The following is a 26752-nucleotide window of genomic DNA, read 5'->3' as shown; positions in this document are numbered from 1 at the left end:
GGAGCGCGATGGAACGCACCGGCACGGATCCCGCCGCACCCGGGGCAATTGATTCAAGCCAGCTCTGGCGCATTCCATTCGAACAAGACCCGCATCTCTCTCCAGTACCCTTCGGTCGAATTCGAGAAAATATAAACAAGGTCACCAAGTCCGACATACCCCCGTGCGCCGCGACCAGAAATTTCATCAGAACCCCAGGCGGATAGCACTTTCAGGGCCGCCGAAGCCCCAAGGATTGGCCTAGACTAATCACTTGACCGTATAGTCACCCCATCCCTCGCATCCTCGTGTTCACTCGAACACATACACACGTGGGGGGCCCGTGTCCATCTTCAAGAAGAGTGCAGCCGCCGCATTCGGATCCATTCTCCTGTTTGCCGGAATGACCGCGGCGGCAACGCCCGCAGCCGCAGGAACGACTCCTCCGCAGGTTTCGTGCGCCGTGGACATCCAGGGCACCAAGGTGGTGGCCACCTGCCGCGGGCTGCAGGTCAATGTCGGCTACCGCGCCGTGGCCACGTGCCAGATGGGGAACGGGGCCGGCACCTTCGTCAGGTACGGACCGTGGAGGGGAACCGGCATACCGGTCACCTCCGTGGCCGACTGCGGGGCGAAGGTGCTCAGCGGCCGTGTGGAGGTGTCCAGTTGATGTCCTCGAAGAAGCGCAGCGCACTGCTCACCGCCGGAGCGCTCGTCGCGGCACTCGGAAGTGTGGCCGGGACAGGCACCGCGGCCTCCGCGTCCGAGCAGGGCGTTCAGATCATCTGCGACACGAAGAAGGTCGACGCATACACGGCCCGCGCCCAGTGCACCGGACTGGGCGCCGTGAAGCACTACCGGGTGCTGGTGCACTGCGTGGGGCCCGCAGGATCCTTCGACATCAAGGGTCCGTGGCGCACCTCCGGCTGGTCCAGCGCAACCTGCTCGGGAAACCACACCTCGACGGTCACCGGGTATGTCGAGGTTGAACTCGGGAACTAATCGATTCACCGGACCCCTTTCCTCCGGCCGTCAATTCCGGGCCGAGAGGAGAGGGGTTTCCCACAGCAACACACCACACCCCAACGGGTACGGCGCTTCGGACGTTCACCGCCTAGCAGATTCAGCACATTCCGATACCTGACACAGTGGTTCGATTTACACGTTCTCGGCCTGCGAGATTCCGAAAAGGGCTTCCTCAACGGCGACTCGATCCCCTAGATTTCCTGCGCGTCACAGCCAGGTGAGCAGCGAGGGGACGGAGTCGCCGCGTGTCAGTCATTCCGAGGGACGAGTCGGCCAACCCCGAGAACGTGGCGGCGGGACCCGCCGGAAGACCGCCGGCGATCACACCGTTGCGGGTGGTCGTCGCCCTCTGTCTCGTCGCGCCGTTTGTCGCGATGCTCTGGGTGGGCTCGTACGCGAAGGTGGATCCCGCCTTCATCGGCATTCCGTTCTTCTACTGGTACCAGATGCTCTGGGTGCTGGTCTCCACCGCGCTCACCGCGATCGCCTACCGGCTGTGGCAGCGCGACCAGCGCGCCCGCGGGGGAGGTGAGCGGGCGTGAAGGACGGTGTGAACGGCGTCGCGCTCGGCGTCTTCGTCTTCTTCTTCGCGGTCGTCACGGTCATGGGCTTCCTGGCGGCGCGCTGGCGCAGGGCCGAGAACGAGGCCAGCCTCGACGAATGGGGCCTGGGCGGCCGGTCGTTCGGCACCTGGGTCACCTGGTTCCTGCTCGGCGGAGACCTGTACACCGCGTACACCTTCGTCGCCGTTCCCGCGGCGATCTACGCGGCGGGTGCGGCGGGCTTCTTCGCCGTGCCGTACACGATCCTGGTGTACCCGCTGATCTTCACCTTCCTGCCTCGGCTGTGGTCGGTCTCGCACCGGCACGGGTACGTGACCACGTCCGACTTCGTCCGGGGTCGCTTCGGCTCGAAGGGGCTCTCGCTGGCGGTGGCCGTCACCGGCCTGCTCGCCACGATGCCGTACATCGCGCTGCAACTCGTCGGCATCCAGGCGGTCCTGGACGTGATGGGCGTCGGCGGCGGCGAGAACACGCACTGGTTCGTCAGGGATCTGCCGCTGCTGCTCGCGTTCGCGGTGCTCGCCGCGTACACCTACTCGTCCGGTCTGCGGGCCCCCGCGCTGATCGCGTTCGTCAAGGACGGCCTGATCTACCTGGTCATCGTGGTGGCGATCGTCTACATCCCGATCAAGCTGGGCGGGTTCCACGACATCTTCGCCGCCGCACAGGAGAAGTTCGCGGGTCCGCCCGGCGGGAAGCCGACCGGTTCCCTGGTACCCGCCGAGGCGGGCCAATGGGGTTACGCCACCCTGGCATTGGGCTCGGCACTGGCCCTCTTCATGTATCCGCACTCGATCACGGCGACCCTCTCCAGCGGCAGTCGCGAGGTGATCCGGCGCAACACCACGATCCTGCCGCTGTATTCGCTGATGCTGGGCATGCTGGCGCTCCTCGGCTTCATGGCGATCGCCGCCGGGATCGTGGTGGAGAACGGACAACTGGCGATCCCTCAGTTGTTCGAAAACATGTTTCCCGACTGGTTCGCGGGGGTGGCCTTCGCCGCCATCGGCATCGGCGCGCTGGTGCCCGCCGCGATCATGTCCATCGCGGCGGCCAACCTCTTCACCCGCAACATCTACAAGGACTTCCTCAGACCGGACGCGACGGCCGAGCAGGAGACCAAGGTCTCCAAGCTGGTGTCGCTGCTGGTGAAGGTCGGAGCCCTGGTCTTCGTCCTCGCCATGGACAAGACGGTCGCGATCAACTTCCAGCTGCTGGGCGGGATCTGGATCCTCCAGACGATGCCGGCCCTGGTCGGCGGCCTGTTCACCCGCTGGTTCCACCGCTGGGCGCTGATCGCGGGCTGGGCGGTCGGCATGGTGTACGGGACCGTCGCCGCGTACGGGGTCTCCAGCCCGACCCAGGCGCACTTCGGCGGATCGTCCGCCAAGATCCCCGGCATCGGTGAGATCGGCTACATCGGTCTGACGGCGTTCGTGCTGAACGTGGTGGTGACGGTGGTGCTGACCTTCGTCCTGAACGCCGTGAAGGCACCCGCCGGCATCGACGAGACCTCGCCCGCCGACTACACGACGGACGCGGGCGACCCGGGCGTCCGGGCGGTGCCGCCGCCGGCCGTGCCGGAGCCGCCGAGCGCGGCGGCGGCACCGGGCGGAGGCCGCTGAGGACGGCCGCCCCGACGGCCCGCAAACGGCCCGCCGAGCCCCTTTCCCGAGGGGCGCGGCGGGCCGTCCGTCTTCTTCCCGCGAGGGCCGCAGCGCGCGTCCTACGGCCTTGACTGGAGTCGGCCGACACAACATCTGGGGGCGGCGGCATCGAGCGGCCCCCACATGTATGCTCATGCTCGCTGTCGTCGCAGGGGAATCCGGTGCGAATCCGGAACTGTCCCGCAACGGTGTATTCGGTGTGCTTTTGCACACTCGAACGAGTCCGACGACCTGCCGACAGCGCATCCGGCTCGACCGAACCGGATGCCAGACGTCCGGGCCTCGCGGATGGGCCGGCGGACGCCGTACGCAGTGCCGCCCCGTCATGGGTTCCACGCTGCCCGGCCGCCCGTCTCCCCGCAGGCCCCGAGCCGAGCGAGGGAGAGCACCGCGTGACCATCGCGCCAGCCGATCCGGCCTCAGTCGCCGTGTCCGAAGCGGACAAGTCCGGGGGTACCGCACACGACGAGCCGGGAACCGCGCTGCTGCGGACCCTGACCGCCCTCACCGCCGACCTGCCCGACACCGACCCCGGCCGGGTGGCCGCCGCCGCGCTGCGCGGGCGCTCCGCCCGGGCGGACGAGGCAGAGCTGCGCTCGCTGGCCACCGAGGCCGCCGCGGGGCTGATCTCCGAGGACCCCGCCTACTCCCGGCTCGCCGCCCGGCTGCTGACCCGTACCATCGCGGACGAGGCGGCGGGGCAGGGCGCGGTCTCCTTCTCCGCGTCCGTCGCGGTCGGCCACCGCGAGGGACTGATCGCGGACCGCACCGCCGCGTTCGTCGCGGCGCACGCGACCGCCCTGGACGCCCTGGTCGAACGCTCCCTCGCCGATGGCGCCGACGACCGGTTCGGCTACTTCGGGCTGCGCACCCTCCACAGCCGCTATCTGCTGCGCCACCCGCACACCCGCCAGGTCATCGAGACACCGCAGCACTTCATGCTGCGGGTCGCGTCCGGTCTCGCCGAGGACGACTCCCCGCGTGCGCTGGACGAGGTCGCGGCGCTGTACGGGCTGATGAGCCGGCTCGACTACCTCCCCTCCTCCCCCACCCTGTTCAACTCCGGCACCCGGCATCCGCAGATGTCGTCCTGCTACCTGCTGGACTCCCCGCTCGACGAGCTCGATTCGATCTACGACCGCTACCACCAGGTGGCGCGGCTCTCGAAGCACGCGGGCGGCATCGGTCTGCCGTACTCCCGCATCCGGGCCCGCGGTTCGCTGATCCGGGGCACCAACGGGCACTCCAACGGGATCGTGCCGTTCCTGAAGACGCTCGACGCCTCCGTGGCCGCGGTCAACCAGGGCGGGCGCCGCAAGGGGGCCGCCGCCGTCTACCTGGAGACCTGGCACGCGGACATCGAGGAGTTCCTGGAGCTGCGCGACAACACCGGTGAAGACGCCCGCCGTACGCACAACCTGAACCTGGCGCACTGGGTCCCGGACGAGTTCATGCGCCGGGTCGACACGGACGGCGACTGGTCGCTGTTCTCTCCCTCCGACGTGCCCGGTCTGGTGGACCTGTGGGGCGAGGAGTTCGACGCCGCGTACCGGGCCGCCGAGGCCAAGGGGCTGGCCCGCAAGACGCTTCCGGCCCGGGAGCTGTACGGCCGGATGATGCGCACCCTCGCGCAGACCGGCCAGGGCTGGATGACCTTCAAGGACGCCGCCAACCGCACCGCGAACCAGACCGCCGAACCGGGCCGCGTCGTCCACTCGTCGAACCTGTGCACCGAGATCCTGGAGGTCACCGACGACGGCGAGACGGCCGTCTGCAACCTGGGCTCGGTCAACCTCGGCGCGTTCGTCGACGGCGGGGACATCGACTGGGAGCGGCTGGACGCCACCGTCCGCACCGCCGTGACCTTCCTGGACCGGGTCGTCGACATCAACTTCTACCCGACGGAGCAGGCCGCCCGCTCCAACGCCAAGTGGCGTCCGGTGGGTCTGGGCGCCATGGGCCTCCAGGACGTCTTCTTCCAGCTGCGGCTGCCGTTCGACTCCCCCGAGGCCCGCGCGCTCTCCACGCGGATCTCCGAGCGGATCATGCTGGCCGCATACGAGGCGTCCTGCGATCTCGCGGAGCGTTCGGGTCCGCTGCCGGCCTGGAAGGAGACGCGGGCCGCGCGCGGAGTGCTGCACCCCGACCACTACGCCACCGAGCCGTACTGGCCGGAGCGCTGGGAGGCGCTGCGCGCCCGGATCGAGCGGAGCGGGATGCGCAACTCGCTGCTGCTCGCCATCGCGCCGACGGCGACGATCGCCTCGATCGCGGGCGTGTACGAGTGCATCGAGCCGCAGGTCTCCAACCTCTTCAAGCGCGAGACGCTCAGCGGGGAGTTCCTCCAGGTCAACGCGTACCTGGTGGAGGACCTGAAGCGGCTCGGCGTATGGGACGCCCGGACCCGCGAGGCGCTGCGCGAGGCGAACGGCTCCGTGCAGGGCTTCGCCTGGATCCCCGAGGACGTGCGGACCCTGTACCGCACGGCGTGGGAGATCCCGCAGCGCGGCCTGATCGACATGGCGGCGGCCCGTACGCCGTTCCTCGACCAGAGCCAGTCGTTGAACCTCTTCATGGAGACGCCCACCATCGGCAAGCTCTCCTCGATGTACGCGTACGCCTGGAAGAAGGGGCTGAAGACGACGTACTACCTGCGGTCCCGCCCCGCCACCCGGATCGCCCGCGCCGCCTCCGGCCGCACCGCGGCGACCGCCCCCGTTCCCGCCCAGCAGACGCCGGTCCCCGACGCGGATGCGATCGCCTGCTCCCTGGAAAACCCCGAGTCCTGCGAGGCCTGCCAGTAATGACCGACGCCAACTCCTCCAAGAACCTGCTCGACCCGGGCTTCGAACTGACCCTGCGCCCCATGCGCTACCCGGACTTCTACGAGCGCTACCGGGACGCGATCAAGAACACCTGGACCGTCGAGGAGGTCGACCTCCACTCGGACGTCGCCGACCTCGCGAAGCTCTCGCCGGGCGAGCAGCACCTGATCGGGCGGCTGGTCGCGTTCTTCGCGACGGGCGACTCGATCGTCGCCAACAACCTCGTTCTCACGCTGTACAAGCACATCAACTCCCCCGAGGCGCGGCTCTATCTGAGCCGTCAGCTGTTCGAGGAGGCCGTGCACGTCCAGTTCTATCTGACGCTGCTGGACACCTATCTGCCCGACCCGGACGACCGGGCGGCGGCGTTCGCGGCGGTGGAGAACATCCCGTCCATCCGCGAGAAGGCGGAGTTCTGCTTCAAGTGGATGGACTCGGTCGAGAAGATCGACCAGTTGGAGACGAAGGCCGAGCGCCGCCGCTTCCTGCTCAATCTGATCTGCTTCGCGGCGTGCATCGAGGGGCTGTTCTTCTACGGCGCGTTCGCCTACGTCTACTGGTTCCGCTCGCGGGGCCTGCTGCACGGCCTCGCCACGGGCACCAACTGGGTGTTCCGGGACGAGACCATGCACATGAGCTTCGCGTTCGACGTCGTGGACACCGTCCGCAAGGAGGAGCCGGAGCTCTTCGACGACGAACTCCAGCAGCAGGTCACCGACATGCTGAAGGAGGCCGTGACGGCGGAGCTGCAGTTCGCCCGCGATCTGTGCGGCGACGGCCTGCCCGGCATGAACACGGATTCCATGCGGCAGTACCTGGAGTGCGTGGCCGACCAGCGCCTCGCCCGGCTGGGCTTCCCGACGGTCTACGGCTCCGAGAACCCGTTCTCGTTCATGGAGCTCCAGGGCGTACAGGAGCTGACGAACTTCTTCGAGCGCCGGCCGTCCGCCTACCAGGTGGCGGTGGAGGGCTCGGTCGACCTCGACGAGGACTTCTAGTGCCGCGCTAGTCCGGAAACCGCCGCTCTCCGAGCCCGGCTTCCGAGAGGTGGCACGCCGTGCGGTCGTAACGGGCCGCCCGGCGTCCGCCGGCCGCCCGGCGCCGCGCCACCGGTTCGTCCGGTCGCCGGGCACCACGCCCCGCACGCCCGCCGCCGGACTTCCGCGGTCCGGCCGACCGGCCGGGGCGGGCGCGGTCGCGCCCGGGGCGCGGCAGCCGGGCATGACCGGTGCCCGCGCCCCGGGACGGGCGTCAGATGCCGCAGCTCGAAGCCGACCAGAAGCGGTTGGGGCCCTGGTTGACGTGGACGTGGTCGCCGTGACCCGGGTAGCCCGGGCCGAGGATCCCGTTGAAGCCGTGGTAGCGGGCCTGCTTGGCGAGGGTGCACAGGGAGTGCGGACCGGCGCCGATGTCGGCGGCGTCCCCGTACAGATGGCGGCTGTTGGACGCGCCGCCGACCGCGCTGTTGCAGGAGGTCGAGCGGAATCCGCTGGTGATCCGGATCGACTGGTCGCCGAGCGCGTGCCGCAGCGCCTCCAGCTTCCACATGGTGCTCAGCGCGTTCGCCTTCGCCGTGCCCGCCGCCACGGCGCCACCCGTCCAGGTGCTGTTGCACCGGTTGTGCTCGGCATAGGTGAAGTGGATCGGGGTGCAGTCGTTGTCCTGGAGTGCGTACAGCTTGGCCTGGGTCGCCGGGCCCGCGATGCCGTCGGCGGCGAGGCCGTAGGCGGCCTGGAACCGCTTGACGGCGGCGGTGGTCGCCGGGCCGTAGGAACCGTCGATGGCGAGCACGGAGTTGTATCCGGGGTATCCCGCCACCCGTATCTGGAGCTGGACGACGTCATTGCCGGTGGCGCCCGGGGACAGCGTGCGGGTCCAGGTGTAGCAGCCGTCGGCCTGAGCGGTTCCGGCGGTGGCCACGGCCCCACCCAAGGCGAAAGCCATGGTCATGACAAGACCGAGCAGGAGTCGTGCGGTACGTCTGAGCATGAAGGGCTCCTTGTCGCAGCGAAGGCGTACGAGGTGTGGTCAGAGAGCCTGTCGGAGGAGTCGACGCGCGTCAACCATCCACAGGCGAAAGGAAATTGACACCCCGGTGAGCGCGAAGCGCGATGGGCCCGGTCCCTCCGCCGGAGGGACCGGGCCCATCGGTGAACGCCGGTGGGCGCCGGGCGTACTCAGTCGTTCGGAACGGTCTCGTAGCGCGGCGTGCCCTCCGCCATCTGCCGCAGCGCGTCCTTGCGGTCGCGCTTGGAGAGCCGGTCGATGTACAGGTACCCGTACAGGTGGTCCGTCTCGTGCTGGAGGCAGCGGGCGAAGTAGCCGTGGCCCCGCACCTTGATCGGGTTGCCCTTGGCGTCCTGTCCGCGCACCACCGCGTAGTCCGGGCGGGCCAGCGGGGCGTACGCCGTGGGGACGGACAGGCAGCCCTCGTTGGAGTCGTCCAGCACCCGGTCCTCGGGCGCCAGCTCCTCCAGCACCGGGTTGCAGACGGCGCCCACATGCCGCACGCCCTCGTCGTCGGGGCAGTCGTAGACGAAGACCTTCAGGTCGACGCCGATCTGGTTCGCGGCCAGGCCCACGCCCTCCGCGGTCCGCTGGCTGGCGAACATGTCGTCGATCAGCCGGGCCAGGTCGTCGTCGAACTCCGTGACGTCCTTGCACTCCTTGTGCAGCACCGGGTTGCCCACGACCGTGATCGGACGGGAGGTACCACGCTCGCGATGCGCCGTCTCACGCGCCTCGCAGTCCTCGGTGTCCACGACGAAACCCTCGTCGTCGACGCTGATCGGCTCGTCCGTCTCCTGCTGCGCCATGTCCGCCGTACGCCTTCCTCAAAAACCTGAAACCCGGGCGCCGCGGGCCATGTGTGGCCTTCGGGCTCCGGGCACCGCGACCGGTGCCCGTACAGCCTACGGGCACCAGTCAGCAGACTTCTTCGAGATCCCGCCACTCACGGCTGTCCGGACTGTCCGCGACCCAGCCGTCCAGCAGGCCGCGCACCAGTCCGGCCGGGGCCGCTATCCCGCACTCGCGCTCCGGCAGCCACAGCTCACCGGCCGTGCGGTGCCCCAGCGGGCCCGGGTGCCCCGGCTCGCTGTGGTCGTGCGGGTCCAGGTGATCGCCGTCGCCCTCGTCGCTCTCCATCCGGCTCTCCGAACAGGCCCGGCACAGCAGCCGCACGGACGACGACCAGTCCTCCGCGGCGAACCCGGCGTCGGACGCCAGCCGCTCCAGCGCGTCCCGGTCCGCCTCCGTGGCCGCCTCCAGCAGCACCACCCAGGTGGGGACGGGCGACGGCGCCCACAGCTCGATCTCGTCGAAGACCGGGTAGGCGGGCCCTGCGGCGGTCACCCGCTCGCCGTTCGGCACACCGTCGTGGAGCACGACCTCGCCCCAGCGGCGGCCGGAGGACGGCAGCGGGATGGAGAGCACCTCGATCCGGGCCGGGTCGAGCCTGCGGCCCCACACCACCTCGGCCTCGCCCTCCGGCGACAGCCGCACCGCCGCGCTGCCCAGCTCCATGCCGACGGGCTCGCTGCCCGCCGCGGAGGTGTGCTGGCCGACTCCCGGCACCTTCAGGCCGTACGCCTGCCAGGCACGGCGGGCCAGCGGCCAGTCCTGGAGCGCCGTGGCGGCGATTCCGACGTTCCACCAGTCGGGAGCGCCGGCGTCCTTGTCGAGCAGCGCCACGGCCCTGAGACCCGCGGCTCGCGCCTGTTCCCAGTCGTGCCGGAACTTGTGCAGCAGCGCCAGGTTGAACCACGACTCCGAGAGCCAGGGCTCCAGGTCCGCCGCGCGTGTCAGCAGCGCGCCCGCGTCCTCGTACCGGCCGTCGCCGATCAGCGTGAACGCGCGGTCCGTGGCCTGCCGCCACGAGGCGGAGGGCCGATGCCGTACCTTCCCGAAGATCCTCACGATTCCCGCCCGTTCCGACTGGACACCCTCGTTTTCCGCTCCTCTTCGCATCCAACCATGCCGGGCCGGACGCCCGCTCATTACCCATGGGTTACCCGGGCGGGACGGGCACCAGACCGCCCCGGGCCAGAACCCGGGCCAGTGCCTCCACGACCTCGGGCTGGTAGTCGTGACCGGTACCGAGCCTGAGCCGTTCCAGCGCCCCGAGCGGCCCGATGGGACCTTCCCCCGACAGGTCGTCGTATGCGTTGACCGCCCGCACGATCCTGGCCGGCAACGGCTGTTCGCGATACGGGTCGGCCTGCCGTTCCACCACGACGGCGACCTCGCCGTCCACCCCGGTCTGCCGGACGACCGCCCCGCCCAGCAGCGCGATGCGGCGCTGCTCGGCGGCGGGCAGGACGGCCGTCGCCCCGTCAGCGACCGGATCGACGAGGGAGAGCTGGCCGATGTCGTGCATCAGCGCCGCGTACTCAAGCACCAGCAGCCGGTTCCCGGTCAGGCCCAGCTCACGGCCGACGGCGACGCAGAGCGCCGCGACCCTGCGGGCGTGCCCCGGCCGGGTGTATCCGGCGATCTCGGTGGAACGGGCGAGTGAGGTGATCGTCTGCCGGTAGGTGGCGCGCACCGCGACGAACCTGCGGAACGCGACCTGGGTCAGCAGCAGCGGTACGCACAGGACGGGCAGCGCCCACAGTCCGGCGACCGCGATCCCGAGGGCCATCACGACGCCGGTCGCGCAGACCGCCGAGCCGATGCCCATGAGCCCCCGCAGTTCGTCGCGGAGCAGCGGCCCGTAGGGGGCCGGGGTGCCACCCGCGCCCCGGCGGGCGCGCGGGGCGGCGGAGCGCGAGCGCACCAGCAGGGCGGCGAGCACGGCATCGCACAGTCCGGTCAGGACGAGCAGCAGTAGAGGGAGCATGACGTGGTACGGCCCCTCGCCGAACCGGCCGGCGGTGTGCGCCGAGCCGTGCAGCGGCTGGAAGCACACGGCGGCGAAGCCGACGGTCAGGAAGCGGCGGGCCACCCGGTCGGCCGTCGGCGTGCTGCCGCGTGCCAGCTGGGGCACACAGGCGACCAGCTGCGCCGCCAGGAGCACGGCGATCACCTGGAGGACGTCGTGTCCGGCGGGTTCGCCGCCGACCCGGCCGAGGAGGGCGTACGCGAGCGCGCCCGCCGCCCCGAGCGGTGCGGGCTCGCGCTCGCCGGGCAGTGCGCCCCAGCGGGCCAGTTCGCCGACCGTGATCAGCAGACCGAAGGCCAGGGCGGTGCCCGGGTCGTGGACACCGGCCCAGAGCGTGTGGCCGAGCCCGGCGAGGGCGAGCAGCACGGCGGTGGCCCGGATGGCCAGCACGGCGGGCGGCGCCGTCCCGCGCCGCTCGCGGAAGCGGGCCCGGCCGCCCCGCGCACGAGGCCCGGTGCGGACGTCGGCGGAGAGGCGGGCGCGGGCGCCGGGCCGGGCGCGGATCACCGGGTACGGTCCGCGGAGGGGCGCGGACCCGGGACGGCGGCTTCCTGCCCGTGCGGGGTGCCCGGCCCGTACCCGCCGGGGGCCGGCGCCGCGCCTCCCCTCCGGGGCCGCGGAACGGTCTCGTCCGCCGCCTCCGTGGCCACCGGCCAGTCGTTCCGGTCCAGCGCACGCACCAGCGCACGCACCATCCGCGGGTCGAACTGCGTGCCCGCGCACCGCCTCAACTCGGCGAGCGCCGCGGACACCGGCCGTCCGCGGCGGTAGGACCGGGTGGACGTCATCGCGTCGAAGGCGTCGGCCACCGCGACGACCCGGGCGAACTCGGGGATCTCCCGCCCGCTGAGCCCGTACGGATAGCCGCTGCCGTCCATCCGTTCGTGGTGGTGCAGGATCGCGGCCCGCGCCTCGCCGAGGAAGCCGATGCCGCGGACGATCTCGTGCCCGTACTCCGGGTGCAGTTCGATCACCCGGCGTTCCTCCGGGGTGAGCGGCCCGTCCTTGCGGAGCACCCTGGTCGGCACGCCGAGCTTGCCGACGTCGTGCAGGATGCCGGCGAACCGGAGGACCTCCAGGCGGCCCCGGTCCATGCCCAGCTCGCGGGCGATGAGGACGGAGGCGTGCCCCACCCGTTCGCTGTGGCCCCGGGTGTAGGTGTCCTTGATGTCGACGGCCTGCACCAGTGCCCTGATGGTGGCGCGGTGGGCGGCGTGCTCGCGGTGGGACTGGGCGAAGACCCAGCACGAGATGTACATCGGCAGCAGCACGATGAGCGCCGACAGCGGGCCGTACGGGCCGCGCCACAGCACGGCCATCATCAGCCCGGCGAGCCCGTGCACCAGATGCGGGCCCAGCGCGCGGGACGGCAGTCCGCTCCAGGCCCGCCGGAGCGGCACCCGCTCGGCCGCGACCAGGATCGAGCCGTCCAGGGCGGTCAGGACGAAGCTGAAGACCAGAGCGGCGGCGCAGGCCGGCACCAGGGCGTACGGGAAGTCGGGGAGCCGGTCACCGCCGGTTCCCCGACCGCCGAGCGCGGCCCGGCCGCCGAGCAAGACATGGACGGTCGAGGCCACCCAGACCGTGACGGCGAGCTGCGCGGCCCGCCAGACGCGCCGGAGCGTGACGGGCGGGTCCTCCACCCGGCCGACCAGGGACCCGGGAACGGCCACCAGCGCCGCGGCGGCCGGCGGCAGCAGGAACGCACCGGCCAGCAGCAGCGGGAAGAAGGATCCGGGACCGACCGGCACCCAACCGAGGAACGGGCAGCGCCCCGGCAGTTCGCAGACCAGGTAGAGCCCGGTGAGCAGAACGAGGGTGGCCCACGGTGTTCCCGCGCCCGCGCGCAGCGCCGGAAGCACGCACAGCAGGGCGCCGGCCGATGCCGTGCCGATCCAGGCGCGCGCCGCCCCGCGTGTGGCTCCCACCCGCCCCCCAACCTCGTCGATGGAGGCGTCACGCTAGCGAGTCGCACGTGCCATTGAGCGGCTAAGAAGCCGATTAGCACATTCGGGTGACGTGCGGGGAGCAGGGAAAGCGGGCGTGTGTGCGAGTGGTACGGGCGGGGCCGCGTGCACCGGCCCCCGAAGGGCGGTGGTCGGCGTGGCCGTGCCGCCGCCCGGCCCGGACGGGCGCCGCTGTCCGGGCGGGGCCGGACATCACTCCTTGACGGCGGTCGGCCGGTCGGTCTCCGGGGACGTCAAGTCCTGTTCCGGCACCACCTGGCCCGAGCGGATCAGCTCGATCCGGCCCATCACCTTGGAACGCAGATCGCTCGGTACGTCGTCCTGGCCGCAGCAGCGCTTCACCAGCTTCTTCACCGCCTGCTCCAGGCCGTACTTCTCCAGGCACGGGGAGCACTCCTCGAAGTGCATCTCGAACTTGGTGCAGTCGCTGTCGGGCATCTCGTGGTCGAGGAACTCGTAGAGATGATCGAGGACCTCCGAGCAGTCCGTCTCATGCGGCTCTCCGCAGCTCATGAGCCCGAGCCTTTCCGATCGTCCGCCCCTCCGGCACCGGCCGGGACGAGCCCGCGCTCGCGGGCGTAGTCCTCCAGCATGCCGCGCAGCTGGCGGCGGCCCCGGTGCAGTCGGGACATCACCGTACCGATGGGAGTCCCCATGATGTCCGCGATCTCCTTGTAGGCAAAGCCCTCGACATCGGCGAGATACACGGCGATGCGGAACTCTTCGGGGATCGCCTGCAGAGCGGCCTTCACGTCGGAGTCCGGCAGGTGGTCGAGCGCCTGCGACTCCGCGGAGCGCAGCCCGGTCGACATGTGCGACTCGGCGCGCGCCAGCTGCCAGTCCTCGATCTCCTCGGCGGCGCTGCGCTGGGGTTCGCGCTGTTTCTTGCGGTACGAGTTGATGAACGTGTTGGTGAGGATGCGGTACATCCACGCCTTGAGGTTGGTGCCCTCGCGGAACTGGTGGAAGGAGCCGTACGCCTTGGCGTAGGTCTCCTGAACCAGGTCCTCGGCGTCCGCCGGGTTGCGCGTCATGCGCAGCGCGGCCGAGTACATCTGGTCGAGGTAACCGAGGGCGTCCCGTTCGAAGCGCGCGTTGCGCTCGGCGTCCGTCTCCGGCGCGCGGCCCTCGTCGGTACCTGTGTCGGTCCCAGTGACCGGACCCACCTCCTCCAACGCTGCGGCGGAGCCGAGACCGGACCCGCTCGAATCGGAGAATAGTCGACCCTGCCCGGAGACGGGCTGTCGTTCCGAGGCGCCCGGGGCGCGCTCCGGAGCGCTCCTCGCCGCACTCAGAACCGTCCACTCCAGGTCAGCGGCGTTCGAGCGACGCGGGCAGATGGTCGAGCCCATGCGACGTACTCCCTCTCCACAAACAGCGTCCATGTACCGGTGTCACGGACAACAGCGGCGCCCGGCCCGGCATTCCCGAGCCCTGCCGGAGCGGGGGCGAACGCCCCGGGCCACGACCGCCGCACCCGCCCGGGAAGTCCGCATTGCGATATACGTCATACGCGGGAGCGGAGTACGACAGGCCGAGGTCCGCGGCCGACGGTGAGGCACGTCATGTCGGATCGCTCACGGCGCTGCCCGGACCCGGCGGGACGCGCGTCCATGGAACGGCGCCTCGTGCGGTGCGGGGGCGGCGGGCGCACGTCATGCGAGAGCGGCCAGCCAGGCGGTCACGGCGCCGGTCAGGATGTCCATCGCCTCTTCCTCCGTCGGCCCGGACTTCTTCGGTACGGCGAAGCCGTGGTCGCCGTAGGGCACCTCGGTGAGCCGGTACTCCCCCGCCGGGAACTCGGCGGGCCGCCCGAACGGGTCGTTGCCGCCCTGCACGACGAGCGTGGGCACGCCGGCGCCGAGGAGCTCGTCCGCGCGGGACTTCTCCGGCTTTCCCGGGGGGTGCAGGGGGAAGCTGAGCGCGAGGACGGCACGGGCGCCGAGTTCCTTCGCCGTCCGGCAGGCGACCCGGGCCCCGGCGCTGCGCCCGCCCGCGACGACGGGCCGTCCGGGGGCGGTGAGCGCCGGCCACACCCCCCGCCATCCGGTGTCCAGGGTCTTCGGGGCGGGCGCGACCTTCTTCCCGGCGACCCGCCACGGCTGCTCCACGAGGGCGACGGTCACCCCGTGCGCGGGGAGCGCGGCGCCCAGGGCCCGCAGATCGCGGCTTTCGATGCCGCCGCCCGCCCCATGGCCGACGGCGAGGACCAGCCGGGGCCTCTCCGCCGGGAGCCAGGTGATCCTGGCCGTCCCGGCATCCGTGTCGACCGTCTCGGTCCTGCGGTCCGTCTCCGTGGCGCTCACGGTCCCCATCCTGCCCGGTCCGGCGGCGCCGTGCCCCGCCCCGCCCCGGCCCGTGCCGACCGGATCGGGGCCCGGGGGCAGCGGGCAGCGGGCCCTCGACGGCCCGGAGCCGCCGGAGACCGGGAACCGGCGGCCCGGGAGCAGGCGGCCGGAACCTCCGGTCGGGGCCTTCGGGGCCGGTGGTCAGAAGAGCGTGCCCAGCTCCGGCCCGGCCAGCTCCGCCAGCAGTTCCGGGCCGTTGTTGCGGACGTTGCTGACGGCCGTGGCCACCGGATAGGCGCGCATCAGCCCGCCCGGCGGCGGCGCCAGCAGCGCCCTTAGCTCCTCGACGTCCGTGCGGGACGGGTCGAGCCAGGCGTCCCACCGGTCCGGGGTCAGCATCAGCGGCATCCGGGGGTGGATCTCGGCGAGCGTGGCCGGGCCCTCGGCGGGGGCGACGGCGAGCGGGGTGGTCTCCGCATCCGTCGTGATCACGGTGCAGGTCGCCCACCACGCCATCGGGTGATCGTCCGGCAGGGTCCGGTCGCGCCAGAACTCGTACAGCCCGGCCATCGCGAACACCGCCCCGTCGGCGGGCGTCACGAAGTAGGGCTGCTTGCGCGGCCGCTTCTTCCTCCCCTTCTCCTCCAACTGCCGCTCCTCCGTGCCGGTGACCCACTCGTAGTAGCCGTCGGCGGGCAGGATGCAGCGCCGGGAGGCGAAGGGACCGCGGAAGGACGGCTTCTCGTGGACGGTCTCCGCCCGGGCGTTGATCATGCGGGCGGCACCCTCGGGCGACTTCGCCCACGACGGCACGAGCCCCCATTTCAGGGCCCGCAACTGGCGAACCGGACGCCGGTCAGCGGCGTCTTTGAGAGGACGCTCCAATACGACGTGGACCTCCTTGGTCGGCGCCACGTTCCAGTCGGGTGCCAGGGTCTCCTTCGGTTCCCACTTCTCGACGTGGAAGATCCCGGCCAGGTCCTCGGGTCGCCGACTCGCCGCATACCGTCCGCACATGAGTGCCAGACTGCCACGACCGTCCCGGTGACAGGACGCCGATACCGCAAGCCGCTACCAGGAGGAGCCGCCCCACCATGGACAGCACCGATCCGGGGAACCTGTGGGACCGCGTCCTCGGCACCCAGCCCGTGCCCGAGCAGTGGCTCGTGGTGGTGGCCGGGACGCTCGCGCTGATCGCCGTCGTACCGAACCCGCTCTGGCGGCTGAGCCGCAACGCGATCACGATCGCGCACGAGGGCGGGCACGGGCTGGTGGCGCTGCTCACCGGGCGGCAGCTGTCCGGGATACGGCTGCATTCGGACACCAGCGGGCTGACGGTGAGCCGCGGCAAGCCGACCGGGATCGGGATGACGCTGACCGCCGCGGCCGGGTACACCGCCCCACCGCTGCTGGGGCTCGGCGGGGCCTGGCTGCTGGCCGACGGCCGGATCACGCTGCTGCTCTGGCTGGCCACCGCGCTGCTCGCGGCGATGCTGGTGATGATCCGCAATGTGTACGGGGCCCTGGCCGTGATCTCCACGGGGGCGGCGTTCCTGCTGGTCTCCTGGCTGGCCTCACCCTCCGTGCAGTCGCTGTTCGCGTACGGCACGGTCTGGTTCCTGCTGCTCGGCGGGGTGCGCCCGGCCTTCGAGCTCCAGTCGAAACGACGGTACGGCGGTGCGCCCGACTCGGACGCGGACCAGTTGTCGCGGCTGACGAACGTGCCGGCCGCCCTCTGGCTGTTCCTGTTCCACGCGGTGTCGCTCTGCTCGCTCATCGGCGGAGGCCGTCGGCTGCTCGGCCTCTGAGGGGCCGGAGGCGGGGCCGGTACGGCGGCCGGGGCGGCGCGGACGGGCGGCGGGCCTTCCGGTGTCCGGTGGCACCCGCACGAAGGGGTGATGCCCGGCCCGTCTGCGTCGGGCGTCCGGTTGACGCCCGGAGGTGCCCGGAACGAAGCGATCGTGCCCGGTTGACGCCCGGTTGGCGCCCACCAAGGTTTGCTTGCGCACCGGTTTTGGACCATTTCATCGAGATTCGGGTCTGCGGCGAACCACTAAAGTGAGGTTCATGACCGAAACCCCCGTGCACCCCGCACTCTGGCCCGCCCCGCATGCGAGCGGATCCGTCGACGCAACCGTCACCGTGCCCGGTTCGAAATCGGTCACCAATCGCGCGCTCGTGCTCGCTGCCCTCGCCGCCGAGCCGGGCTGGCTGCGCCGCCCGCTGCGATCCCGCGACACCCTGCTGATGGCCGAGGCGCTGCGCGCCCTGGGCGTCGGCATCGAGGAGACCGTGTCGTCCAGTTCCGCCGTCGCCGGTGGCCCGGAGGCGTCCGGCGAGGCGTGGCGGGTGATCCCGGCCGGGCTGCACGGCCCCGTCACCGTCGACGTGGGCAACGCCGGTACGGTCATGCGCTTCCTGCCGCCGGTGGCCGCCCTGGCCGACGGCCCGATCCGCTTCGACGGCGACCCCCGCTCGTACGAGCGTCCGCTGAACGGCGTGATCGACGCGCTGCGCGTGCTCGGCGCCCGGATCGACGACGAAGGGCGCGGCTCGCTGCCGATGACCGTGCACGGCGGCGGCGCCCTGGACGGCGGGGCGGTGGAGATCGACGCCTCCTCGTCCTCGCAGTTCGTCTCGGCGCTGCTGCTGTCGGCGCCGCGCTTCAACCAGGGCGTGGAGGTGCGGCACACCGGTGCCCGGCTGCCCTCCATGCCGCACATCCGGATGACGGTCGACATGCTGCGCGCCGTCGGCGCCCAGGTCGACGAGCCGGAGACGGGCGGCGAGCCGAACGTCTGGCGGGTCTCCCACTCCGCGCTGCTCGGCCGCGATCTGACCATCGAGCCCGACCTCTCCAACGCGCAGCCGTTCCTCGCCGCCGCGCTGATCACCGGCGGCCGGGTCACCATCCCCGACTGGCCCGAGCACACCACCCAGCCGGGCGACGCGCTGCGCGAGATCTTCACCGCGATGGGCGGGAGCTGCGAGCTGACCGAGCGCGGCCTCACGTTCACCGGCTCGGGCCGCATCCACGGCATCGACGTCGACCTCGGCGAGGTCGGTGAGCTGACCCCGGGCATCGCGGCGGTCGCCGCCCTGGCCGACGGCCCGTCCACGCTGAGCGGCGTCGCCCATCTGCGCCTGCACGAGACGGACCGGCTGGCCGCGCTCACCAAGGAGATCAACGAACTCGGCGGCGACGTCACCGAGACCGCCGACGGGCTCCACATCCGCCCGCGCCCGCTGCGCGGCGGCGTCTTCCACACCTACGACGACCACCGGATGGCCACGGCGGGCGCGGTCATCGGCCTCGCCGTCCCCGGAGTGGAGATCGAGAACGTGGCGACGACCGCCAAGACCCTGCCGGACTTCCCGCAGATGTGGACCGGAATGCTCGGGGTCTGAGAAATGCGCCGCTACGGCAAGAACGCCGACGAGGACGACGTCCGGATCCGCCCCAACCGCAAGGGCAACCGGCCCCGGACCAACATCCGGCCCAAGCACGAGGACGCCGAGGAGGGCATGGTCCTCACCGTCGACCGGGGCCGCCTCACCTGCCTCGTCGACGACCGTACGGTCGTGGCGATGAAGGCCCGCGAGCTGGGCCGGAAGGCGGCCGTGGTGGGTGACCGGGTCTCCCTCGTCGGCGATCTGTCCGGTGACAAGGACACGCTGGCCCGTATCGTCCGCATCGGTGAGCGCCGCTCGGTGCTGCGTCGCACGGCGGACGACGACGACCCCTACGAGCGGGTGGTGGTGGCCAACGCAGACCAGTTGGCGGTCGTCACGGCGCTGGCCGATCCGGAGCCCCGGCCGCGCCTGATCGACCGCTGCCTGGTCGCCGCGTACGACGGCGGGCTGTCGCCGCTCCTCGTCCTCACCAAGTCGGATCTGGCCTCCCCGGACACACTGCTGGAGGCGTACACGCCGCTGGGGGTCCCGTTCATCGTCACCAGCCGCGAGGAACTGGAGAACGGCGACGCCGCCGAGCGGGTGCGCGAGCAGTTGACCGGCCGGGTCACGGCCTTCGTCGGCCACTCCGGCGTCGGAAAGACGACGCTGGTCAACGCGCTGGTGGCGGCGGACCGGCGGCGTACGACGGGGATCGTCAACGCGGTCACCGGCCGCGGCCGGCACACCACCACCTCGGCGTTGGCGCTGCCGCTGTCCGACGACCGGGGCTGGGTGATCGACACTCCCGGTGTGCGTTCCTTCGGGCTCAACCACATCGACCCCTCCCGGGTGATCCACGCGTTCCCGGACCTGGAGCCGGGCACCGAGGGCTGTCCCCGAGGCTGCACCCACGACGGCAACGAGCCGGAATGCGCCCTGGACGCCTGGGTGGCGGAGGGGCACGCGGACCCGGCGCGGCTGGACTCGCTGCGGCGGCTGATGTCCACCCGGGAGCGGCGCGAGGGCGACTGATCGGGACACCTCGGTGTTCGGCCGGATGCGTACGCGATCGGCACGGTGCGTACCCGGTCGGCTCCACGCTCGTGCGATCGGCCGGGTATGTGCGCGACCGGCCCGGCGGCCCGCTGGTTCGAGATCGCTCGGGTACGTTTGCGATCTGCCGAGACCGGTAAGTGCATAATCACATCCAATGCGGCAAGGCGGTCACCGACGTGGGAGGGCCCTGACGATGGCGTGGCTGCTGGTCGTGGTCGCCGGACTTCTGGAGACCGGCTTCGCCGTCTGCCTGAAGCTGTCGCACGGTTTCACCCGGCTCTGGCCGACCATCGCGTTCGCCGCCTTCGCCCTGGGCAGCTTCGGACTGCTGACGCTGTCGCTCAAGAAGCTCGACGTGGGCCCCGCGTACGCGGTGTGGACCGGCATCGGCGCGGCGGGCACCGCGATCTACGGCATGATCTTCCTGAACGACGTGGTCTCCACCCTCAAGCTGGTCTCGATCTCCCTGGTGATCATCGGGGTCATCGGGCTCCAACTCTCGGGCTCGGCCCACTGACCACGTGCGGCCCCCGCGCCGGCGGCGCGCCCCGGAACCGTCCAGGATGCGGGCGGGCGCGAGATCGTGTGGCCCCGTGCACTCCCCGGTCGATACTGTGACGACATGCCCGATTACCACGATGACCTGCGCCTCGCCCATGTGCTGGCGGACGCCGCCGACGCCGCGACCATGGACCGGTTCAAGGCCCTGGATCTCAAGGTCGAGACCAAGCCGGACATGACGCCGGTGAGCGAGGCCGACAAGGCCGCCGAGGAGGTGGTCCGCGGTCACCTCCAGAGGGCGCGCCCGCGCGACGCGATCCTGGGCGAGGAGTTCGGGGTCGAGGGCAGCGGTCCGCGGCGCTGGGTCGTCGACCCGATCGACGGCACCAAGAACTATGTGCGCGGCGTGCCGGTGTGGGCGACGCTGATCTCCCTGATGGAGGCCGACGACGAGGGCGACTTCCAGCCGGTGGTCGGTGTGGTCTCCGCGCCGGCGCTGAACCGGCGCTGGTGGGCGGCGAAGGGCGCCGGGGCGTACACCGGGCGCAGTCTGACCTCCGCCACCCGGCTCCAGGTGTCGAAGGTGGAGCGGATCGCGGACGCCTCGTTCGCGTACTCCTCGCTGGACGGCTGGGAGGAGCGGGGCCGGCTCGACGGCTTCCTGGAACTGACCAGGGCTTGCTGGCGCACCCGCGGCTACGGGGACTTCTGGCCGTACATGATGGTCGCCGAGGGGGCGGTCGACATCTGCGCGGAGCCGGAGCTCTCGCTCTGGGACATGGCCGCGATCGCGATCGTCGTCCAGGAGGCGGGCGGTGTGTTCACCAGCCTCGACGGGGTGCCCGGTCCCGGGGGCGGCAACGCGGCGGCCTCGAACGGGCTGCTCCACGACACGTTGCTCGGTTACCTCGGCCGACGCCCCTGAGCTCCGGCGCCCCGCGCCCCTGACCCGGGGCGCGCCCCCGAGGGGCGCCCGTTTCCCGGCCGCGCCCCCCGAGGGGCGTCGCGCACCACCGCGCGCCCCTCGGACGGCCCCGTCCCCCTCTTGTTGCGTTCCCGCATCGATGCGAGTCTGAGAACCCGCCCAGTTTGTGAACTTGTGAATCGGCTTGTGCGGCCGCTTCACGAAGGAGGTGGCTTCCCTCATGCTCGTCCGTGACGCAATGAGCACACTGGTCCTCACCATCGGCCCCACCCATACGCTCCGCCAGGCCGCCCGGCTGATGTCGGTCCGCCGCGTCGGGGCCGCCGTCGTCCTCGACCAGGACCACAGCGGTCTCGGCATCCTCACCGAGCGCGACATCCTCGACGCGGTCGGCTCGGGACGGAATCCCGACGTCGAGACCGCCGCCGCCCACACCACCACGGACGTGGTCTTCGCGGCCCCCACCTGGACCCTCGAGGAGGCCGCGGAGGCCATGACGCATGGCGGGTTCCGTCATCTGATCGTGCTCGACGACCGCGGCCCCGTGGGCATCGTGTCGGTCCGCGACATCCTGCGCTGCTGGACGCCCACCAGACGCCGCCAGCGCGTGAAACTCGCCGGCTGAAACCCTGGGGGCCGCCCAGCGGACCTTCACGGACCCGCGAGGGCCCGCCGGACAGCCCCCAGGACGACCGGAGGGCCGGGAACCGGCAAAGCGGCCTTTCTCCGAAGACCGGCGGGCCGGCCCCTCCGAGGAGGAGACCGGCCCACCGTCGACGGCAGACGTCCGGATCAGCCGCGCAGGGCCTGGACCGCGGCCTCCAGACGCTTGCCGAAGTCACCGTCCGCCTGACGGAAGTTGTTGATCGCGCGCTCGGCGATGTCGTCGCGCGACACCTTGGAGATGAACCCGGCGAGGTTGTCGACCAGCCTGCCCTTCTCCTCCTCCGAGAGAAGCCGGTAGAGGTTCCCGGCCTGCACGAAGTCATCGTCCTCGGCGTGGCTCGGCGCCACGTGCGTGCCGATCTCGCCCGTGACCGGCGTGGACTCCCACAGCGGCCGGTCGGTCTGGACCGGCCCGCCGAAGCTGTTCGGCTCGTAGTTCTTCGCACCCTTGTGACGGCCGTCGTACAGGAAGCCGTCGCGGCTGTACGTACGCGCCTCGGCGGCGTGCGGGCGGTTCACCGGCAGGTGGTCGGCGTTGATGCCGACGCGGTAGCGGTGCGCGTCGCCGTAGGCGAAGAGGCGCCCCTGGAGCATCTTGTCGGGGGACGGGCCGATGCCGGGCACGAAGTGCGCGGGGCTGAAGATCGACTGCTCGACCTCGGCGAAGATGTTCTCCGGGTTGCGGTTGAGCTCCAGCTTCCCGATCTCGATCGGCGGGTAGTCCGCGTGCGGCCAGACCTTGGTGAGGTCGAACGGGTTGAAGCGGTACGCGGCCGCCTCGGCCGCCGGCATGATCTGGACCTGCACCGTCCAGGACGGGAAGTCGCCGCGTTCGATCGCCTCGCGCAGGTCGCGCTGGTGGCTGTCGGGGTCCTCACCGGCGAGCTCGTTCGCCTCGGCCTGGGTGAGGCTCTTGATGCCCTGGTCGGTCTTGAAGTGGTACTTGACCCAGAAGACCTCGCCCGCCTCGTTGCTCCACTGGAACGTGTGCGAGCCGTAACCGTTCATGTGACGGTACGAGGCCGGGATGCCGCGGTCGCCGAAGAGCCAGGTCACCTGGTGCGTCGACTCGGGCGACAGGCCCCAGAAGTCCCAGACGTTGTCCGCCTCCTGCGAGCCGGTGTACGGGTCGCGCTTCTGGGTGTGGATGAAATCGGGGAACTTGATGGCGTCCTTGACGAAGAACACCGGGGTGTTGTTGCCGACGAGGTCGTAGTTGCCGTCCTCGGTGTAGAACTTCAGCGCGAAGCCGCGGGGGTCGCGCACCGCGTCGGCCGCGCCGAGGTTGCCCGCCACGGTCGAGAAGCGCAGGAACACCTCCGTCTGCTTGCCGACCTCGGAGAGGAACTTCGCCCGCGTCCACTGCGAGACGTCGCGGGTCACCGTGAACGTGCCATAGGCGCCGGCGCCGCGCGCGTGCACGACGCGCTCCGGAATGCGCTCACGGTTGAAGTGCGCGAGCTTCTCCAGCAGCGACTGGTCCTGGACCAGTACCGGACCACCGACACCCGCGGTCTGGCTGTTCTGGTTGTCGGCGACCGGCGCTCCGGCCTCCGTGGTGAGCGGTCCCTGCGTCACGTGCGCCTCCTGCGTCGTTCCTGCACATTCGTCATGTGGTGCACAGCCTGTCCCTTGGCGTATGCCGAGGTCGATCCTACAATGGACTTAGTCCAAGTCAAGGGAACATCCAAAGTCACACTCGTTCGGGACCTGGTCCCCCCACTGTTAGGCTTGTGCTTATGAGCGACCTGCTGGAACGACTTCGCGGACGCGGCTGGCGCATGACCGCCCAGCGGCGCGTCGTGGCCGAGGTCCTCGACGGAGACCATGTGCACCTGACGGCCGACGAGGTCCACGCGCGGGCCGTCGCCAGGCTGCCCGAGATCTCCCGCGCCACCGTCTACAACACCCTGGGTGAGATGGTGGCGCTCGGCGAGGTCATCGAGGTCTCCACCGACCGCCGCGCCAAGCGCTACGACCCGAACGCGCATCGCCCCCACCACCACCTGGTCTGTGCGGACTGCGGCACCATCCGCGACGTGCACCCGTCGGGCGACCCGCTGGCGGACCTGCCGAACGACGAGCGCTTCGGCTTCACGGTGTCCGATGTCGAGGTGACGTACCGCGGCATCTGTCCGGGCTGCGCGGCCGGGGTCTGACGCCGCCGTTCCCCTGCCTTGCCGGAGGGCCCCGGCGCACGCGAGAGCGTGTGCGCCGGGGCCCTCCGCGCGATGCGCGGGAACCGTCACCGGGCACGGGCGCATCACGGTCGGCACCGGACGCACGCCGACCGACGGTCCGGCACAGCGCCGGAGCCGTGGCCGGGAAGGACGAAAACGCGTGAGGCCGGATCCTTGGAAGGATCCGGCCTCACGCGTTCAGTAGCGGGGACAGGATTTGAACCTGCGACCTCTGGGTTATGAGCCCAGCGAGCTACCGAGCTGCTCCACCCCGCGTCGTTGTGGGTACAACAGTACGTCACCGCTCGGGACCGCTGCAAATCGGATACGGCGTGCAGCGGCCCGCGCACACCCCGCCGCGGCCCCGGCTCCGGTCCCGGGGCCGCCCGCCTCACGCGGTGAGTTCCTGGTGCAGCGCCTCCTGCAGCCGGGCGGCCCGCTCGGCGACCTCGGCGGGCCCCAGTTCGACCGCCCGCGCGCACCAGCGCTGCCCCTCCGTGAGTTCGCCGCGGCGCGCGGCCAGCAGGGCGAGACGCAGGGCCGCCCGCCCGTGCCCGTCGTTCGCCGCCCGGGTCCACCACAGCGCCGCCTCCCGCTCGCTGCCCTCACGGGCGAGCAGCAGTCCGAGGTTGAAGGCGCCGTTGCGGCTGCCCGCCTCGGCGGCCTCGCGGTACCAGTGGGCCGCGCTGTCCACGTCGCCGCGCGCCGCCGCGAGCATCCCGACCCGCACCTGGGCGCGGCGGTGCCCCTGCTCGGCGGCCCGCTCGTACCACTCCTCGCACTCGGTCTTCACCGGCATCGGCTCGCCGAGCGCGGGCGGGCCGGGCGGCCGCCGCGAGTCCAGCACCCCGGCCAGCCGGAAGGCGGCCTCCGCACTGCCGCCGCCCGCGGCGCAGCGCAGATGGCGTTCGGCCTCCTGCTCCTCGCCCCGGTGCAGCAGGGCCATGCCGACCTGGAGCGCGGCCTCCGTGTGACCGGCCGCCGCGGCGCGCTCGTACCAGACCAGTGCCGCACGCTCCTCGCCGCGGCCGGAGTACAGGATGCCGAGGTTGAAGGCCGCGTCGACGCTGCCCGCCTCGGCCGCCTTGGAGAACCAGGGTTCGGCGCCGGTCGCGTCGCCCGCCTGGAGCAGGAGTACGGCCAGCGCGTTGGCGGCCTCGCGGTGGCCCGCGTACGCGGCGCGGCGGTACCACTGCTCGGCCTGCGCCGTACGGTCCTGGGCCGCGCAGAGCAGCCCCAGGTTGTAGGCGCCGTTGACGTCGCCCGCGGTCATGGCGGCGCGGTACCAGCGCTCGGCGGTCTGCTGCTCTCCGCGGGCGGCGTGAAGGGCCCCCAGGGCGTTGGCCGCGTTCCCGTCGCCGTCCTGGGCGGCGCGCAGCCACCACACGGCGGCGCTCTCCACGTCCCCCGCGTCGCGCAGCAGGAAGCCGAGGGCGCAGGCGGCGCGCGGCTCACCGGCCTTCGCCGAGATCAGGTACCAGCGGCCCGCCTCCTTGGGCTCGCCCCGCTGCTCCAGGATGGCGCCGAGACGCAGGGCGGCGCGCAGGTGGCCGCGCGCGGCGGCCTGCCGGTACCACTGCTCCGCCTCGCCCGCCCGGCCTGCCGCGTGCCCCGCCGGCGCGCCGCCCCTGCGTGGCGCGGAACCGCCCGCGCTCGGACGCCCCGGAGTCGTGTGGCGCGGGCCCTGGCGGCCGAACCGGTCGTACGGGTCGTCTTCGAGGTCGGGGTCCAGCATCCGCGCGAGGCGGTACGCGGCCTCCCGGTGCCCCTGCTCGGCGGCGGCGCGCAGCCAGCGCTCGGCCCCCACGTCGCCCCGGTGCTCCAGGAGGTCGGCGAGGGCGTACGCGCCCAGCGCGTGGCCCTGCTCGGCGGACTGCCGCAGCCAGTACTCGGCGCCGGGCTCGTCCCCGCGCTCGCGGTAGTGGCGGCCGAGGGAGTGCGCCGCGGCGGCGGACCCCGCGACGGCCGCGACGCGCCACCAGCCCGCGGCCTCGTCGGTGTACCCGCGCTGGTGGAGGAGAACGCCCAGGTTGTTCGCGGCGGCCCGGTCGCCGTCGGCCGTGGCGGCCCGCAGATAGGACTCGGCCCCGTCCAGGTCGCCGCGGCGCAGCAGCAGGGCGCCGAGGATGCTCATCGACGTGGTGTCACCGGCGTCGGCGGCGCGGCGGTGGCGTGCCTCGTCCTCGTCGCTCCCCGGGCTCTCCGCCGGGTCCTGGTCCACCGGGACTCCGAGGACGTCCTCGGCATCCTGCGCTCCGGCGGCCTCACGGCCCTGTCCTGGCGCGGTGGCTTTGGGGCTCTTCCCGGCTCCCGCGTCCCCGAGGGCCTCTCCGGCCCCGGTGTCCTCAAGGTGCTCCGGAGACCCGGCGTCCTCGGAACTCCCCCGGGTCCCGGTCCCCTCAAGGCGCTCCGGGGTCCGGTGGGCCCCGGAGTACTCCGCGGCGGCCGGACCTTCCGTGCTCTCCGCACCCGCCGCGCTCTCCGTCTGCGTGCTCTCGTCCGTCGCGGCGCACCCCGCAGTCTCGGCAGTCCCAGTGGTCTCGGTGGTTTCGCTGTCCTCCGCGGCGGCGACACCAAATGCCGTGTTCATCACGCTATCCGCCCGATGAACGCGGTGTCGTACAAACCGCCCTGTCTCCAACAGAGTTGCCCTGTCCCCCATAAATATCATCGTCGCACCACCCGCACCCCGTGCACACTGGTATAGGCGGCCAGTGAGATCACTTCAGCGTTTTGTCGACATGCCCACAGAGAGACAAGTCAAACACGTTCGGGCCCAACTCGCCTCTCGGGAACCGCTCTTGGCGCACACCATCCGAGAAGGCCACCAG

Annotated in this window: 24 protein-coding genes, 1 tRNA gene and 1 riboswitch; of the genes, 13 read left to right on the top strand and 12 right to left on the bottom strand. The window is 71.6% G+C overall.

The window, feature by feature from the left end:
• Positions 1-442: 442 nt before the first annotated feature.
• From ACIHCL_RS22230 to ACIHCL_RS22205, 6 genes are all read left to right on the top strand, one after another.
• Positions 443-649, top strand: coding sequence for a hypothetical protein (locus tag ACIHCL_RS22230; protein ID WP_399864170.1), 207 nt, complete (start codon positions 443-445; stop codon positions 647-649).
• Positions 649-981, top strand: coding sequence for a hypothetical protein (locus ACIHCL_RS22225; protein ID WP_399864169.1), 333 nt, complete (start codon positions 649-651; stop codon positions 979-981). The genes ACIHCL_RS22230 and ACIHCL_RS22225 overlap by 1 nt, the downstream gene beginning before the upstream one ends.
• Before the next feature lie 278 nt (positions 982-1259).
• A complete protein-coding gene (locus tag ACIHCL_RS22220) occupies positions 1260-1547 on the top strand; it encodes a DUF3311 domain-containing protein (protein ID WP_399864214.1) in 288 nt (95 codons plus the stop codon).
• Positions 1544-3193 (top strand): monocarboxylate uptake permease MctP, encoded by a 1650-nt coding sequence (gene mctP, locus ACIHCL_RS22215; RefSeq protein ID WP_399864167.1) that lies wholly within the window; start codon positions 1544-1546, stop codon positions 3191-3193. The genes ACIHCL_RS22220 and mctP overlap by 4 nt, the downstream gene beginning before the upstream one ends.
• A gap of 162 nt (positions 3194-3355) precedes the next feature.
• Positions 3356-3489: riboswitch (cobalamin riboswitch) on the top strand.
• 138 nt (positions 3490-3627) lie between these two features.
• Positions 3628-6039 carry a ribonucleoside-diphosphate reductase subunit alpha gene (locus tag ACIHCL_RS22210; protein ID WP_399864165.1) on the top strand — a complete coding sequence of 804 codons (2412 nt, stop codon included), beginning with the start codon at positions 3628-3630 and terminating at the stop codon, positions 6037-6039.
• The gene (locus ACIHCL_RS22205; RefSeq protein ID WP_399864164.1) at positions 6039-7058 is read left to right on the top strand and encodes a ribonucleotide-diphosphate reductase subunit beta; all 1020 of its coding nucleotides are present in this window, start codon (positions 6039-6041) and stop codon (positions 7056-7058) included. The genes ACIHCL_RS22210 and ACIHCL_RS22205 overlap by 1 nt, the downstream gene beginning before the upstream one ends.
• 253 nt (positions 7059-7311) lie before the next feature.
• On the opposite strand, the gene ACIHCL_RS22200 is transcribed toward ACIHCL_RS22205, so the two are convergent.
• The 9 genes from ACIHCL_RS22200 to ACIHCL_RS22160 form a co-directional block, all read right to left on the bottom strand.
• Positions 7312-8049 (bottom strand): D-Ala-D-Ala carboxypeptidase family metallohydrolase, encoded by a 738-nt coding sequence (locus tag ACIHCL_RS22200; protein WP_399864163.1) that lies wholly within the window; start codon positions 8047-8049, stop codon positions 7312-7314.
• A 188-nt stretch (positions 8050-8237) separates the two neighbouring features.
• Positions 8238-8876 (bottom strand): peptide deformylase, encoded by a 639-nt coding sequence (gene def / locus ACIHCL_RS22195; RefSeq protein WP_399864162.1) that lies wholly within the window; start codon positions 8874-8876, stop codon positions 8238-8240.
• Between the two features lie 109 nt (positions 8877-8985).
• Positions 8986-9978, bottom strand: coding sequence for a tetratricopeptide repeat protein (locus tag ACIHCL_RS22190; RefSeq protein WP_399864161.1), 993 nt, complete (start codon positions 9976-9978; stop codon positions 8986-8988).
• 91 nt (positions 9979-10069) lie between these two features.
• Positions 10070-11332, bottom strand: a complete 1263-nt coding sequence (locus ACIHCL_RS22185) for an HD-GYP domain-containing protein (protein ID WP_399864213.1) — start codon at positions 11330-11332, stop codon at positions 10070-10072.
• A gap of 113 nt (positions 11333-11445) precedes the next feature.
• The gene (locus tag ACIHCL_RS22180) at positions 11446-12870 is read right to left on the bottom strand and encodes an HD-GYP domain-containing protein (RefSeq protein WP_399864160.1); all 1425 of its coding nucleotides are present in this window, start codon (positions 12868-12870) and stop codon (positions 11446-11448) included.
• Between the two features lie 231 nt (positions 12871-13101).
• Positions 13102-13422, bottom strand: coding sequence for a mycothiol system anti-sigma-R factor (rsrA, locus tag ACIHCL_RS22175; protein ID WP_399864159.1), 321 nt, complete (start codon positions 13420-13422; stop codon positions 13102-13104).
• Positions 13419-14075 (bottom strand): sigma-70 family RNA polymerase sigma factor, encoded by a 657-nt coding sequence (locus tag ACIHCL_RS22170; protein ID WP_399864158.1) that lies wholly within the window; start codon positions 14073-14075, stop codon positions 13419-13421. The genes rsrA and ACIHCL_RS22170 overlap by 4 nt, the downstream gene beginning before the upstream one ends.
• 489 nt (positions 14076-14564) lie before the next feature.
• Positions 14565-15215, bottom strand: coding sequence for an alpha/beta family hydrolase (locus ACIHCL_RS22165; RefSeq protein ID WP_399864156.1), 651 nt, complete (start codon positions 15213-15215; stop codon positions 14565-14567).
• A gap of 183 nt (positions 15216-15398) precedes the next feature.
• Positions 15399-16214 (bottom strand): SOS response-associated peptidase, encoded by an 816-nt coding sequence (locus tag ACIHCL_RS22160; RefSeq protein ID WP_399864155.1) that lies wholly within the window; start codon positions 16212-16214, stop codon positions 15399-15401.
• Positions 16215-16291: 77 nt separating this feature from the next.
• Between ACIHCL_RS22160 and ACIHCL_RS22155 the strand changes: the two genes are divergently transcribed.
• The 6 genes from ACIHCL_RS22155 to ACIHCL_RS22130 all read left to right on the top strand — a co-directional run bounded on the left by ACIHCL_RS22155 (position 16292) and on the right by ACIHCL_RS22130 (position 21700).
• Positions 16292-17005, top strand: a complete 714-nt coding sequence (locus ACIHCL_RS22155) for a M50 family metallopeptidase (RefSeq protein ID WP_399864153.1) — start codon at positions 16292-16294, stop codon at positions 17003-17005.
• A 259-nt stretch (positions 17006-17264) separates the two neighbouring features.
• Positions 17265-18605, top strand: coding sequence for a 3-phosphoshikimate 1-carboxyvinyltransferase (aroA, locus tag ACIHCL_RS22150; RefSeq protein WP_399864151.1), 1341 nt, complete (start codon positions 17265-17267; stop codon positions 18603-18605).
• Between the two features lie 3 nt (positions 18606-18608).
• Positions 18609-19625, top strand: a complete 1017-nt coding sequence (gene rsgA / locus ACIHCL_RS22145; protein ID WP_399864150.1) for a ribosome small subunit-dependent GTPase A — start codon at positions 18609-18611, stop codon at positions 19623-19625.
• 217 nt (positions 19626-19842) lie between these two features.
• Positions 19843-20166, top strand: coding sequence for a DMT family transporter (locus tag ACIHCL_RS22140; RefSeq protein WP_399864148.1), 324 nt, complete (start codon positions 19843-19845; stop codon positions 20164-20166).
• 105 nt (positions 20167-20271) lie between these two features.
• Positions 20272-21075, top strand: a complete 804-nt coding sequence (gene hisN / locus ACIHCL_RS22135) for a histidinol-phosphatase (protein ID WP_399864147.1) — start codon at positions 20272-20274, stop codon at positions 21073-21075.
• Between the two features lie 220 nt (positions 21076-21295).
• Complete coding sequence (locus tag ACIHCL_RS22130) at positions 21296-21700, top strand: cyclic nucleotide-binding/CBS domain-containing protein (RefSeq protein WP_399864146.1); 405 nt, start codon at positions 21296-21298, stop codon at positions 21698-21700.
• Between the two features lie 167 nt (positions 21701-21867).
• On the opposite strand, the gene ACIHCL_RS22125 is transcribed toward ACIHCL_RS22130, so the two are convergent.
• The gene (locus ACIHCL_RS22125; protein WP_399864145.1) at positions 21868-23319 is read right to left on the bottom strand and encodes a catalase; all 1452 of its coding nucleotides are present in this window, start codon (positions 23317-23319) and stop codon (positions 21868-21870) included.
• Positions 23320-23480: 161 nt separating this feature from the next.
• Between ACIHCL_RS22125 and ACIHCL_RS22120 the strand changes: the two genes are divergently transcribed.
• On the top strand, positions 23481-23900 hold the full coding sequence (locus ACIHCL_RS22120; protein ID WP_399864144.1) for a Fur family transcriptional regulator: 420 nt from the start codon (positions 23481-23483) through the stop codon (positions 23898-23900).
• Positions 23901-24123: 223 nt separating this feature from the next.
• Here ACIHCL_RS22120 and ACIHCL_RS22115 read toward each other — a convergent pair.
• Both ACIHCL_RS22115 and ACIHCL_RS22110 read right to left on the bottom strand, forming a co-directional pair.
• A tRNA-Met gene (locus tag ACIHCL_RS22115) sits at positions 24124-24197 on the bottom strand.
• Between the two features lie 115 nt (positions 24198-24312).
• Complete coding sequence (locus tag ACIHCL_RS22110; RefSeq protein WP_399864143.1) at positions 24313-26592, bottom strand: tetratricopeptide repeat protein; 2280 nt, start codon at positions 26590-26592, stop codon at positions 24313-24315.
• Between the last annotated feature and the right edge of the window lie 160 nt (positions 26593-26752).

Origin of the sequence: Streptomyces sp. NPDC052042 (genome assembly GCF_044548345.1) — a bacterium.
Classification (GTDB): Bacteria; Actinomycetota; Actinomycetes; order Streptomycetales; family Streptomycetaceae; genus Streptomyces.
The sequence above is the reverse complement of the archived record's forward strand: the minus strand, read 5'-3'. Positions and strand labels throughout refer to the sequence as shown.